7 protein-coding genes are annotated in these 13,542 nt (G+C 69.8%); 6 read left to right on the forward strand and 1 reads right to left on the reverse strand.

The window, feature by feature from the left end; translation table 11 throughout:
* The first annotated feature begins 98 nt into the window (after positions 1-98).
* Genes ABT354_RS20520 through ABT354_RS20530 form a run of 3 tightly spaced genes read left to right on the forward strand, consistent with a single transcriptional unit; the run spans position 99 to position 5,323 of the window.
* Positions 99-1,898, forward strand: a complete 1,800-nt coding sequence (locus ABT354_RS20520) for a DUF4357 domain-containing protein (protein ID WP_351495748.1) — start codon at positions 99-101, stop codon at positions 1,896-1,898.
* The gene (locus ABT354_RS20525; protein WP_351495750.1) at positions 1,895-3,160 is read left to right on the forward strand and encodes an McrC family protein; all 1,266 of its coding nucleotides are present in this window, start codon (positions 1,895-1,897) and stop codon (positions 3,158-3,160) included. Before ABT354_RS20520 ends, ABT354_RS20525 begins: the two co-directional genes overlap by 4 nt.
* 27 nt (positions 3,161-3,187) lie before the next feature.
* Positions 3,188-5,323: a UvrD-helicase domain-containing protein gene (locus tag ABT354_RS20530; RefSeq protein ID WP_351495753.1), complete on the forward strand. Its 2,136-nt coding sequence runs from the start codon at positions 3,188-3,190 to the stop codon at positions 5,321-5,323.
* Positions 5,324-5,396: 73 nt separating this feature from the next.
* On the opposite strand, the gene ABT354_RS20535 is transcribed toward ABT354_RS20530, so the two are convergent.
* Positions 5,397-7,061 carry an N-6 DNA methylase gene (locus ABT354_RS20535; protein WP_351495755.1) on the reverse strand — a complete coding sequence of 555 codons (1,665 nt, stop codon included), beginning with the start codon at positions 7,059-7,061 and terminating at the stop codon, positions 5,397-5,399.
* A 148-nt stretch (positions 7,062-7,209) separates the two neighbouring features.
* Between ABT354_RS20535 and ABT354_RS20540 the strand changes: the two genes are divergently transcribed.
* The 3 genes from ABT354_RS20540 (at position 7,210) to ABT354_RS20550 (ending at position 13,115) form a co-directional block, all read left to right on the forward strand.
* Positions 7,210-8,880: a TIGR04141 family sporadically distributed protein gene (locus ABT354_RS20540; protein ID WP_351495757.1), complete on the forward strand. Its 1,671-nt coding sequence runs from the start codon at positions 7,210-7,212 to the stop codon at positions 8,878-8,880.
* A gap of 1,639 nt (positions 8,881-10,519) precedes the next feature.
* Positions 10,520-12,046, forward strand: coding sequence for a S41 family peptidase (locus tag ABT354_RS20545; protein ID WP_351495759.1), 1,527 nt, complete (start codon positions 10,520-10,522; stop codon positions 12,044-12,046).
* A gap of 547 nt (positions 12,047-12,593) precedes the next feature.
* Positions 12,594-13,115, forward strand: a complete 522-nt coding sequence (locus tag ABT354_RS20550) for an FBP domain-containing protein (protein WP_351495761.1) — start codon at positions 12,594-12,596, stop codon at positions 13,113-13,115.
* Positions 13,116-13,542: the final 427 nt, after the last annotated feature.

Here is a 13,542-nt window from a genome sequence, read left to right on the forward strand (position 1 = left end):
TGAGCGTCCAGCACACCGAACATACCGATTGACACCGTCAACACGTAGGCTGGACGAACTTCGTACCACCTGAGCCACCCGCATCCAGGAAGGTCCCCATGCCGCAGCTCCCCGACCGTCTTCCCGGCTTCCCGGACTTCCGGATCACCCTGCCCAAGGGTGCCGGGGAGGCTCACGGCTTCCTGCTCACCGTGGCTGGCGACAACGGCTCGCACAAGTTCCTGGTGAGCACGGGGTCGGCGGTGTCGGCGGAGGACTGGCCGGGGCTGAGTGACTCCTCACGCCGGCTCCGTGCCGAACTACGGGAAAACGGGACGCTGACCGACGGCCCCCGGCCCGGTACCTGGACCGCCTCTCGTGACATCGTGTGCAACTCACCGTCCGCCGCGGCCTCGCTGGTCCTCGGCTACGGAGCCACCGGCCCCGGCACCTGGCGCAGCACCGAGGACGGCCACCGGCTCGGCGACTTCCTGCCGCAGAGCTGGCGGGCCCCGCAGAAAGCCTGGCTGGTGCGGGGGAACAACGTCTCCGGGCAGAACCTGGTCCGCCGGCTCTGGCTGAAGGAGGGCTTCGTCTCGATCGGCGCACCCCATCTGCCACAGGTGGACGAGCCCGACCCGACCAAGAGCGTGCTGCGCCGCTTCGTCGAGGAGGGTTACGAGGGCTCGGCAACCTACCACCAGAAGCGCGGTCTCGTCGACGAACTGCACGCCTTCTTCACCCAGATGCGGATCGGCGATACCGTCGCCACCCTCAGCGACGGCCTGCTCCACCTCGGGCGGATCACCGGCGACCTGGTGCAGTCCGGCTCCCCCGGCGGGCTCTCCAACCTCCGGCGCCCGGTGACCTGGCAAGAGACCGCCCATCCATACGAGGAGCTGCTGGAGGAAGTGCAGCAGAAGCTCTCCGCCCAGCACGACGTGGTCGACCTCACCCCTGTCCTGGACCAGCTCACCGCGCTCACCGGCGGCCCGGGGACAGCTCAGGAGCAGGCCGGGCAGGTCCTGGAATCCTCCGAGCAGCGCGTCCTGACCTTCCCCGAGGTCACTGACGATTTCGCCCGGACGCTCCTCGTCCACGACCGTTCCTTCCTCGACGAACTGCGTGAACTCCTCCTCGACGAGCGGCAGACGGTTCTCTACGGGCCGCCCGGCACCGGAAAGACATATCTGGCGCTGAAGCTGGCTGAGTACTTCGGCGGCGGCCCGGAGCAGGTCAAGATCGTCCAGTTCCATCCGTCGTACGCGTACGAGGACTTCTTCGAGGGATTCCGGCCGGTCGAGGACCCCGACACGCGGGAGGTCGCCTTCCGGCTGACGGCGGGACCGCTGCGCGAGCTCGCCGGCACCGCCTCCGAAAAGGCCAACCGGCATGTGCCGCACTTCCTGATCATCGACGAGATAAACCGGGCCAATCTGGCAAAGGTCTTCGGCGAGCTGTACTTCCTCCTGGAGTACCGCAAACGCTCGGTGCGACTGACCTACTCCGGGGACGACTTCGGGCTGCCGCCGAACCTGTACGTGATCGGCACCATGAACACCGCAGACCGGTCGATCGCGCTGGTGGACGCGGCGATGCGGCGCCGATTCGCCTTCGTGGAGCTCTCCCCCCGCGTGGAGCCCACCGCCGGTCTCCTCACCCGCTGGCTGGAGCGCGAGGGCAAGGACCCCGAGCCGGCCCGCCTGCTCGACGCCCTCAACATGGCGATCGACGACCCTGACTTCGCCATCGGCCCGTCCTACCTGATGAAGCCCGGCGTATACCGCGAGGGCGGCCTCGACCGGACCTGGCGCACCAAGATCCTCCCCCTCCTTGAGGAGCACCACTACGGCGAGGGCATCGACATCGCCGCCCGCTACGGCCTGGACGCGCTGCGCGAGCGGATCCGGCGGTCGTGAGCGGGAACGCGGCGGGCGGTGCCGCCCCGGCGCACAGTGGCGCCCCGGGCGAGATCACACTGCGGGAGTACGGCGCCGCCTTGTCCGTACCACTGGACGCGTCCACCGGGCGGGCCCTCGTCGCGGCGAAGTTCCTCGACAGTGCCGCGCCGGACCCCGAGCGACCCGGACACTGGCGGCTGCGGGCGGGCCACCAGGTCGGTGCGGTCCGGCTGCCGGGCGGGACGGTACTGCGGATCGCGCCCAAGACACCGGTGGGGCGGCTGTTCTTCCTGCTCGGCTTCAGCCTCGATCCAGGTGGCGCCTGGCGCGACAGACGTGAGGGCACAGTCGGCACCGGCGAGCACGACGGGGTGGTACCCGCGCTCGCCTACGCGGTGGAGCGGCAGATCGACGCGGCGCTGCGGCAAGGGGTGCTCCAGGGCTACCGCCAGACGGCGGAGTCAGCCCATGTGGTCCGGGGCCGACTCCGGGAGGCCGAGCAGATCCGGCGCCACTTCGGCCGCATACCACCCGCCGAGATCATCTACGACGCGTACACCGCCGACACCGCCGAGAACCGCATCCTGCGCGCCGCGGTGGAACGGCTGCTGCGGCTGCCGTCCGTTCCCGGGCCGGTACGCCGCCGTCTCGCCCACCAGCGCATCCGCCTCGCGGACGCCGGTCCTCTGGTCCGCGGCAAGGACCTGCCGCACTGGCAGCCGTCCCGTCTCAACTCCCGCTACCAGCCCGCCCTGCGGCTCGCCGAGGCCGTACTGCGCTCCACCTCGCCCGAGCACCGGACCGGCCCGCTCGCCCTGGACGGCTTCCTGCTCGACATGAACCAGCTCTTCGAGGACTTCGTGACGGTCGCACTGCGCGAGGCCCTCCGGGAGTACGGCCTGACGGCGCGGCTGCAGGACGTACACACTCTCGACCCGGGCGGCCAGGTCCGGATGAAGCCAGATCTGGTGGTGTACGGCGCGGACGGCCGTGCACCTGTGGCCGTCGTCGACGCCAAGTACAAGATTGAGAAGCCTCACCGGGTTCACGGCTACCCGAACGCGGACCTGTACCAGGCGCTCGCCTACGCCACCGTGCTCGGCCTGCGCGAGGCGCATCTGGTGTACGCGGCGGGCCGCCTGCCCGAGCGGACGACCGAGGTCCGCGGCACCAGCGGTCTACGGCTGTTCCAACACAGTCTCGACCTGACCTCGGAGCCCGCGGCGCTGCTGCGGACCTTCCGGGAGCTCGCCGCCCGCCTGGCCGGGCCCACCGCCTGACACCCACGGAAAGGGGGCCCACGGCCCATGCCCCGACTCGCCTTCGCCCAGAGTTTCTGGGACGGATTCGACACCCTGGAGAAGCCGGTCCGGGCCGGCGTCCGCAAGGCCATGACGAAGTTCCAGGCCCTGACCGTGGCCGAGCTCAACGCTGACAAGGGTCTGCATCTGGAATCCGTGGAAAACGCCCGTGACCGGCGGATGCGCACCGTACGGATCACCGACTTCTGGCGCGGCGTGGTCCTCGCGCCGGACGACGGCAGCGATCTTTTCCTCCTCGTCCATGTGCTGCCGCACGACGACGCCTATACCTGGGCGGCGAAACGCCTGTACAGCACGAACAGCGCCACCCGCGGCCTGGAGGTACGCGACGCGGTCGCGCTGGACGAGCTGACACCGCTGTACGAGACGGCGTCCCGCAAGGCGCCGAAGCTGCTGTTCTCCGGCGTCTCCGACGGAGTCCTGCGCGAACTGGGCATCGACGCGCAAGTATTGCGTGCGGCGCGCTCGATGGCGGACAAGGCGCAGCTGGAGGCGTTCGCGACGCTGCTGCCCGAGGACCAGCTGGAGGTCCTCCAGTACCTCGCGGAGGGATTCTCGCCGGAGGAGGTCTACCGGGACGTGGTGGCCGTACGCCGCCCGGTGGATGCACCGCCCGAGCCGGACGAGGACCTGGCCACCGTCATCAGCAATACCACCGCCCGGATCCGTCTCGTCACCGGCCCGCAGGAGCTGGAAGAGATCCTGGCAAAGCCGTTCGCGGCCTGGCGGGTCTTCCTGCACCCATCCCAGCGGCGGGTCGCCCACCGCACCTCGTACGGCGGCCCGGTGCAGGTAACCGGCGGCCCGGGGACGGGGAAGACGGTGGCCGCGCTGCACCGGGTCCGGCACCTGCTGAGGCGGTCGCCGGACAGCAGGATCCTGCTGACGACGTACACCAACGCGCTGGCCGCCGGACTCCGCGACACGCTCAGTCTTCTCCTCGAAGGCGACGAACTCCTTCTCTCCCGGGTCGATGTCACGACCGTCGACGCCTATGCCAACGGTGTCGTGCGGCAGCACACCGGCGTCACCCCGAAGCCGGTGGGCGACCGCGACCAGCGGCAGCTCTGGGAGAAGGCGGTCAAGCAGCTGGATCTGCCGTTCCAGGCCCGCTTCCTGGCGCAAGAGTACCGTCACGTGGTACTCGGCCAGGACATCCGTGATCTGGACGGCTATCTCGCGGCGAGCCGGCGCGGACGCGGCACCGGCCTCGGAGCGGCCAGGCGCGGGCTCGTGTGGAACGGCGTCGAATGGTTCGAGAAGCTGCTGCTGGAGCGCGGTGCCACCACCCACCTGCGGGTCTGTGCCCGGGCGGCCGATCTGCTCGCCGTCGGCGCGGCCCCGTACGACCATGTCGTGGTGGACGAGGCGCAGGACCTGCACCCCGCGCAGTGGCGGGTGCTCCGGGCCGCCGCCGCCCCCGGCCCCGACGATCTGTTCCTCACCGGCGATCCGCACCAACGCATCTACGACTCACGGGTGTCGCTCGGCTCGCTGGGGATCGCCACCGCCGGCCGCAGCTTCCGGCTGCGTCTCAACTACCGCTCCACCGAGGAGATCCTGGTCTGGTCGGCGCGGCTGCTCGCACCGGTCAGCGTGGACGCCCTGGAAGGCGACGGAACCGACACCCTGGCCGGCTACCGCTCGCTGCTGCGCGGCCGCCGACCCGAGGCCGGCGGGTACTCCACCCAGCCGGAGGAGTACGTCGCTCTCGTGGACCGGGTGCGGGCCTGGATCGGTGAAGGGCTCGCACCTCACGAGATCGGAGTATGCGCCCGGTTCAACCTGGCACTGGACGCGGCGGAGTCCCGGCTGAAGGACGCCGGGATCCCGGTGGTGCGGGTGAAGGGGCAGGTCGCCGCAGAGACGCCAGGGGTCCGGCTGGCCACGATGCATGCCATGAAGGGGCTGGAGTTCAGGGCGGTCTCCGTGCTCGGCGTCACGAAGGGAACGGTGCCCTTCGCCCGCGAGATCACCCCGCTGGAGACGGACGCACCGCAGCACGAAGCCGACCTCCTGCGCGAGCGTTGCCTGCTCTTCGTCGCCTGCACCAGAGCGCGCGAGGCACTGAACGTGACCTGGACCGGAAGACCGAGCGATTTCCTGCCGACCCCGGTGTGAACGGGTGTCTCCGGGGCTGCGGGGCCCGGCACCGCGGCGGCTCCGTCTCCCGGAGCCGCCCCGCCGGATGTCCTCAGTCCTCCGGGGCGAGAGCGCCGGAGGAGAGTCCGTCGCGGGCCAGCTCGGCAAGCCGGCGACTGAGCTCGGACACGGCCCGCATCGTCGCCTCGAATTCGGTGAGCTCCCGGAAGGCCGCACCGTAGCGGCGCTGTTCCTCGATGGCCAGTTGCGGAATCCTGGCACCCTTGGCCTCCAGCCGGTAGGTGCCGGAGGCACTGGTGGCACGGCGGGTGTTGGCCGGGCTGCGCAGGAAGCCCTGGAGGTAATCGGTGTCGAGCTGGTCGCTGGCGGAGACCGGCTCCGGGCCTTCGTAGGTCACGAGGCCTGCCCGGAGGAGTTCGGCGACGCCCGCCGTGGCACCGTCGAGCGAGCCTGCCCCCGTACCGGGCCGCAGCTGAGGCAGCAGTGCGGCCAGCCGGTGCAGCTGCTCCTCCAGATCGTTACGGAGGGCCGTGAACTCGCCGGAGTAGTCGCGGTGCACGGCTTGGAGGTGGCTGCCCGGGGTGAGGTCGACCATGTCGTCGAGGAGACCGATCGAAGGGACGTCCACGATCTGCTCGGGGCGGGGGGCGAGGCTGCCGTCGGGGTCGTTGGCGGTGAGGTCCACCATCCGCACCGTGGGCGGGGGGGCGTCGGCCGGCCCGGGACGGCGCAGAGTCCAGAGGTGAACGGGGAGGGCGTGCGAGGAGGCCGTGCCCGGCGGCAGGGCGACCACCTGGGTGAGGATGCCCCTGCGGACCAGCTCGGCCCTGATCCTTCGCCCGGCCTTGCGGTAGGCGACCGAGGCGGGCAGCACGATCACCACGTGCCCGCCCGGCGCGGTGTGTGCGTAGGCGTGCTGCAGCCAGGCGAGTTCGCCCTCCGCTTTGGACGGGGTGCCGAGTTCCCAGCGTGGATCCAGAAGGAGTTCCTCGCGGCCCCATCCGGTGACGCCCACCGGAGGATCACAGACCACGAGTTCGGCCCGGAGGTCGGGCCATCGGTCGTTGCGGAGCGAGTCGCCCGTCTCGATCCGGGTGTCGGGCATCGACGACAGGGCGGCACGGAGCCTGGCGAGCCGCGCGGAGTCGGCATCGGCCTCCTGCCCGCGGCAGAGCGCCCCGGTCTGCCCGGCGACGGAGAGGAGCAACAGACCGATGCCGCAGGCAGGATCGAAGACCGTCGCCCCGGTCGGCAGCGGCGGCGCGAAGTGCCGTACGGCGAGGGCCAGGCGGGGGGACGTCACCTGATCCGACCCTGCGCGCCGTACGGCGTCGGCGAAACGTTCGGTCAGTGCGTTCACGACGTCAACGGGCCGCTCGGTTTCGGCGAGTGAACGGACGCGCGCCACGGCCTCTCGCGGCAGGCGCAACCCCGGCAGCTCTCGACCGTGCGCTTCGGAGAGCAGCTCGGCCACATCGGCGAGTCCGGCGATCATGTCCTCTCCGTAGGCTGCCCGCAGCTCCTGCCAGACCTGGACCTCGACCGAGACCTCCTGCCCCTTCCGCTGCTTCTCCAGCCACGCCTGGACTTCGGCCAGCGCAAACAGGGGGCTGCTCGCCCCACCTCCCGAGGGCGCGGGAAAGTCCTCGTAGCGGCGCCGCCAGTTGGACACGGCGGCGCGGGTGACGCCGGCCAGCCTCGCGATCTCTGATCCCGTGACGAGGGGGCCGGTGGCGGGGGCAGCTTGGTCCGACATGTGGCCACCGTACACGCAGTGGCCGGACAATGAGAACATCGACATCACGTTGACAACGTACACACATCACTGTCATCGTTCTGCGTGTACAGGTGAAACTTCGTCAGCCTTCTTGCACCGGCCCCGCAGACGCTCGGAGAACTCCCCCATGGCCACCCACACCGCAGTCCGCACCGTCTATCGACTCCCCACCGTCTCCCCGACCCCCGAGGCGATGTTCGAGGCCCTCAACCACGAACAGCTCGACCGGCTGGGAGCCGAACTGCACCACCCCGAGGCCCTCTGCGTGCCCGCGATCTACCTCACCTACGGCAAGGAAGAGGCCGCCGACACCTGGTGTGCCCCCAACGCCCGTACCACCGGAATCACAGTCTTCGAACCCGTCCGCCGCACCGGAGCCCTGCTGCTCCTCGCCGTCGACGGGCAGGTCTACGCCGTCACCTGCGGCAACGGTTACCGCCTGGTTCCCGATGCCCTCAAGGACAAGCGGTTCGGCCTCCGCTTCGCCATCCGCATGATCGACCCCCGGCACATCAGCGGTGCCGTCACCAAAGCGCTCGGCCGACCGCGCACCGACATCTCCCTGGTAGCCGCCGGCACCTCGGTCCCGGCGCTCGGCATCCGCGACCAGGCACGGGTGGTCCGCCACCTCGGCGGCCACCTCGACGACGTCCCGCTCACCCGAAGCCGCCACGCCAACGGCCGGGCCTGCACCGCCCAAGGCGGTGTCGGCCTGCGGCTCCCGCTCGGCATCGAGCCGGCCGACCTGGTCGAGGACCTGCGCACGATCACCCGGGTCTGCCAGGACGACATCCCGCACCCCGAGCTGGAATTCGTCGACCACATCGTCCCGGTCACCGACACCGTCACCCGCGCCGCACTCGAGGCCGCCCTCGACCGTCTGCTCGGGGCCCCCGCCGACGGACGGATCTCGTTCTCCGTACCCCTCGACCTGCACGAGACGTACGCCGAGGCCACCGCATACCGGACCTGCATCGGCAGCACCGAGGCTTACCTTTGCAACGACTTCGACCTGGAGTACGTCCTCACCCGGGCTAGGATCCACCGCCCCGGCACCCGTATCGCCGCCCTGCGCGACGGCACGGTGACCCTCCACCGCGACCCGTCACCCAGATCCTCCGTCCCGCTGGCAACCACCCACGCCCTGGACTGGATCCAGGCCGATGTCTCCCTCGGTCCAAGGAGGTACTGCCTTCTGGACGGAGACTGGTACGAGCTCGGCGCCTACTACATCGACTCCGTCCGGGACAACCTGCGACAGATGTTCACCAATGCCGACGTGTACGGCCTGCCGCACTGGCCCGAAGGTGCGAACGAGCGCGCCTACAATCGGGCGGTCTCAAAGGCCCGGCCCGATTGGCTATTCCTCGACGGCGAGTTCATCAATAACCCCCTCAAGCGCACCGACCGGGTCGAAATCTGCGACCTGCTGACTCCGGACGGTACCCTTATCCTCGTCAAGCAGTCCGGCTCCTCCGGCTCCTTCTGCCACCTCCTCGGGCAAGCACAGGTCGCCGTCGAACTCCTCCTCAACTCGCAGGAGGCGCGCTGTCAGTTCGTCCGCCGGGTCGCACGGGACAGCGACAGGAGAATCAGGCTGGCCGAGGACTTCACACCCCGTCGGCTGGTCCTTGCGGTCCGGCACAAGTCCGGAGCTACCTTCACCCCTGACTCGCTTTTCGCCTTCTCCCAAATCACGCTCCACCAGACAGCCAGGGAGCTCACCACCCGCGGGGTAAGTATCGAGGTCGTTCCCGTGCCGACGGCAGCCGAGATCGCTCGTACCACCGCGGCATGACGGCAGCCCGCACCAACGGTCCATCGACGCTCGCCAAGGCAGGCGTGCGCTGCGTGCCGAAAACCTGCTCGTCGGGCTCACCCGGGGCACGAAACGTCTGGAGCCCTCCGAGAGCGGGGCTGTGACGGCGGCGGTGAGGACTGCACGGCGATTACCCTTGGGGCGCCTTGACCAGAATTCCCCTTGGGGGTCCGGGGCTGGCCCACCTCATCCAGGAATGCGCCCCGCCCTTTGGTGACAGATCGTTTCACGACCTCGACGTCGAGCCCTCGGGCGACTCCGTATAGGAAGACGCTGTGCTGGCGCCTCTGTCTGCCCAGACCTTCGCTACCCTTGGACGCGAGACCAAGGGCTCATCGAACAGGCGTCTCGTTCCCAGGCCGGTCCGAGCGGCTCGGCAGGTTGCGAGCATAGGCTCGATCAACATCTATGGGTATCCGAGATATCACTGCGATAGCCGCGTCGAAAACTCACGAAGCACGCGACGATCCACCCTCGCCTCGGTCACCACTAAGAGCTCAGGCAGTCTGCACATCCGCTCAGTTGCCCCCGCTGGGGGACGTCGGACCTGTCGAAATCAGCGCACCGAACGCTCAGCGTCGCCTCCCTGCTGTGCCCCGTCGATGCCGGCCACCTCGTCGGCGCATGGTCTGCCGGATTGAGCCCCTGGCATCCCATCAGAATCGCGAACTGATTTTCAGGAGGCCACGGTCGCGGAGGGCATACGCCGAGGGCCATTCACCCGGCGCCCAGGCATGGGGTTCTTCGCCGGCAGCCAGGCTTTCGAGCAGGACACGTTGCCGATCGTTCAGGGCAGACCACCGATGCACACGGACCAGCCCACACCGCGCCCCCACACTTTACATAGAGCCGAAGGAGTGACTGCTGGCAGTGGGAATTCTCTGGGACTCGCGGCTGCATCAACGGGCACGGTCACGAAAGAGCCGAAAGTCTATTTGCGCAGGTCACAGTGCCGACCGGTCTCTTCCGGGACATCTGATCGGAACCACCAGGCTCGGTGCATCACTCATTGTCGCCCCATCGCCTTGAGAAGGGCGGCGCTACCACATGCAGCGCTGCCGGATGACGGCTACATACACCCCTCACGCGGAGTGAAGGCCCCTGCTCGGCCGACGACCGACACCGAACCCTGACGTTCGCCCGGGCCCTCCCTCTCTTGACGCTCATATGACGCTCGGGCCCCGGAGATCGCCGCAGTCGCGCCCATCAGACGGTCTCTGACCTGTACTTACCTTCAACCAGGCCCAGGCCGACGTCTTCCCGATGACGCACCACGTGGAGTGCGTGGCGATCCTGGAGCCGGTGAAGAAGGACGCCTGACCTGGTGTTTTGCCGCCGTGCGGACAACGAACCGGCCCCTTCTTCCTGCTCCCTGAGCAGGAAGAAGGGGCCGGTTCACGTGCTCCACGCGGTGGTGATCACTGGGGCCTTCCGGCAGCGCGCGGGGCGGGAGCGCTGAGCGGTGGAGCGGTGGTGTCCCCGGCCGGACGTACCCCGGCGGCAGGGCTGGTCGCCCGCGCACCCTAGGGGAGACAACTCGGCTTGTACGACCGATGGTTGACGCGGGTGGCGCCCGCAGGTGGACGCGGTGGCCGTGCCGGCGCCGGAAGGATGCTCGGTGACCGACCACCGGAGGAACACAGTGACACCAGAGGTATCAGCCGCATCCGCCGTCGAGGACCACCGGGGCAGGCGTCCGGCGTCCCGGCGCGGAGTCCTCATCGCCGCCGGGACAGCACTCGCCCTCGCGGGCTCCCTGTCCACCGCCGCCGCGGCGCCCGCCCCCGCCGAGGTACCGCGATCCGGGTCCGGGTCCGGGTCCGGGGGAGTCTCGGTCGAGGGCGTCTGGCGGATGGACGGATACGGGACCGTCGTCTCCATCCACGGCCGCGATCTGCGGTTCTGGGACACCACCGAACTGAGCTGTCTGCCCGGAGGCACCGCCCGGAGCGCGGGCGGGACCGGCCCCGGCGGCGCCGTGCGTTTCGACAGCCCGGAGTACAGCCTGACGGTGACGCCACAGGCCGGCGACCGTGCGACGCTACGCGCCCATGGCGCTCTGGGCCCCCGCGCCCTGCGCCGGATCGCCGCACTGCCGCCACGCTGCGAACAGCCCCCGCCCACCGGTCCGGTGGCGGTCTTCGACGTCTTCTGGCAGACCTTCAAGGAGAACTACGCCTTCTTCGAGCGCCGGGGCGTCGACTGGGACGCGATGCGGGCCCGGTACCGTCCGACGGTGCATGCGGGCACCACCCAGGAGGAGCTGTTCGACATACTCTCCGCGATGGCCGCGCCCCTCCAGGACGCCCATGTCGGCGTGGAGGCCTCCGATCTGGGCCGCGTCACCTCCGGGCAGCGCGCCGGGACGGTCCTCCCCGACGACGCCTACGACGAACGCGTCCGTGCCTTCGTCGAGCGCCGCGACCTCGGCGGTACCGCGCTGGAGACGCATGCCCGGGGTGCCATCGGCTACGCGGAAGTCCCGGGCGGAATCGGCTATCTGCGGATCGGCCGGTTCGGGGGGTACACAGCCGGCTCTCCCACCATCGAAACCGACGCCGCCGAACTGGACCGGGTGCTCGACCGTATCGTCACCCGGGCCCGCACCCGGGGTCCCGGTGCCTGGCGCGGACTCATCGTCGATGTCCGGGTCAATCAGGGGGGCAGTGACGAACTGGGCCTGCAGATCGCCGCCCGGCTGACCGACCGAGGCTATCCGGCCTACCGCAAGGAGGCCAGGAACGACCCCGATGACGACACCCGTTTCACCCCCCGGTACACCGCCCGCGTGGCCCCGGCCCAGGGAGTGCCCCGCTACACCGGCCCGATCGCCGTCCTCGCCTCGGGAGCCACCGTCAGCGCGGGCGAGACCTTCGTCAAGGCCCTCGCCGAACGCCCGCTGCCGACCACCCTGATCGGCGAGCACACCCAGGGCGCGCTCTCCGACATCCTGGCCCGGGCCCTGCCCAACGGCTGGCGCTTCGGCCTCTCCAACGAGCGGTACACCACCCCGCGCGGGAACTCCCACGAAGGCCCGGGCGTACCCCCGCAGATCACCGTCCCCGTCTTCACCGCGGCGGAGTTCGCCGCCGACCGCGACTCCGCGTTCGACCGGGCGGTCACCCTGCTCACCCGGCGCCGCTGAGCCCCTGCGCCGCTGAGCCGCTGACCCCCGCCGACACCCCGGTGGTGCCGGTCCCGATGACCGGGGCCGGCACCACCGTCCGTCGCCAGGTGTCCTCGCTCTCCACGGAGAAGAGGAGGCGGCCGGTAAATCGGTTGCCACTGCTCCGGGGGCTGTTGTTAACCTGACGGAGCTCCGCCGATCTGTTCTGGGCCCGCTGTGCCCTGGAAGAGGGATTTTTATGTTTCGGCCCGCGCCGAGCGCGCCTCGCCGCACCGCCTAGCCGTCCGTTTCCCTGACACCGTCCTCGCCGGACGGCGGACCGGACGTGATTCTCCGGTGCTCTGAACCAGCCCACGCCTCCACGTCCGCACCTGTGTCGCGGCGAGCGGGTGGGTGTCTTCGTCGAGCCGCTCGGCCTGCTCTTGCTGTCATGACGGACTTCTCAGCAAGGAGCACCCCGGGTGTCCAGTACCCAAAGGACCCTCCCACCCCTTCCCCACACCGTCCCGACCGGCGCGTTCACCTGCGCGTTCACCTGCGCGTGGGCAACTCGTCGGGAGCTGCCATGCGTCCGATGACCCGGGAAGAGATACGCGGCGCGATCGTGAACCTGGACTCGACCGACAACAGGGTTCGGCTGCCCACCTGGTTCGACGATGTCCGCTGGGACCGGGTCGACTACCTCGGATGGCGGGACCTGCGCTCCCCGCAGCGTGCCTACCTCGTCACCGAGGCCGACGATCAGGCTTTGGGAGTGCTGCTGCGGCAGGCCCCGAACGACGCGGCACACGGATCGCGCGCGATGATGTGCGACCTGTGCCGGTTCACCCGCCGGTTCAACGAGGTGTCACTCTTTACCGCTCGACTCCCGTCCCGGGACAAGCGCGAGCGTCTCAATACGGTGGGCCTGCTCCTCTGCACCGACCTCGACTGCGCGGTGAAGCTGCACAGCAAGCCGATCCGCCAGCCGTTCGATCCCCCGGTCGAGGAAATGATCGAGCGACGCCGTGTGGGCATGCGTTCCCGCACGATCACCTTCATCCATTCGGTGTCCGAAAGGGAGCGAACCACTCGGCGGAAGAGGTGAGGGGGTCACCCGGGGGGAGGCCCTGAAACCCCCCTGCCGTCACGGCCGAGGACGGCCGCCCATGCACCGGGGCCGAGCTTCACTGCGAAGCTCGGCCCCGTGGCACGGGCGGCCCCGCCCGGCCCCAGCGGCGCTCGTTTCCGGTCACCTTCCCCATCCGCCACAACGCACCCACCCGTCCCTGGGTGTCCCCCGTGCGCGAGGCCTGAGGCAGAACGTACGGTTCCCCGCCGCACCTTCGCGCGATCGACGCTCTCCGTGACAACACGGCCACTCCACAGGGGAGTTGAGCGGCCGGGCCACCCCTCGGGCGCTCATACCTGATGTCCGGTTTGCGCCGCGTTCGGTGGTCCCCTCCTGTGCGAGACTCCCGGCTGAGCGGGAGGGGAGCCCGGCCCGCTCGCGTGGACGAACGCCGATCGGAAGG

Origin of the sequence: Streptomyces sp. NPDC000594 (assembly GCF_040299965.1) — a bacterium.
Classification (GTDB): domain Bacteria; phylum Actinomycetota; class Actinomycetes; order Streptomycetales; family Streptomycetaceae; genus Streptomyces.

Bases quoted from the DNA above. Each gene is read 5' to 3' on its own strand.
- ABT354_RS20520 (WP_351495748.1), top strand. From the start codon at position 99: ATGCCGCAGCTCCCCGACCGTCTTCCCGGCTTCCCGGACTTCCGGATC.
- ABT354_RS20530 (WP_351495753.1), top strand. From the start codon at position 3,188: ATGCCCCGACTCGCCTTCGCCCAGAGTTTCTGGGACGGATTCGACACC.
- ABT354_RS20535 (WP_351495755.1), bottom strand. From the start codon at position 7,061: ATGTCGGACCAAGCTGCCCCCGCCACCGGCCCCCTCGTCACGGGATCA.
- ABT354_RS20540 (WP_351495757.1), top strand. From the start codon at position 7,210: ATGGCCACCCACACCGCAGTCCGCACCGTCTATCGACTCCCCACCGTC.
- ABT354_RS20550 (WP_351495761.1), top strand. From the start codon at position 12,594: ATGCGTCCGATGACCCGGGAAGAGATACGCGGCGCGATCGTGAACCTG.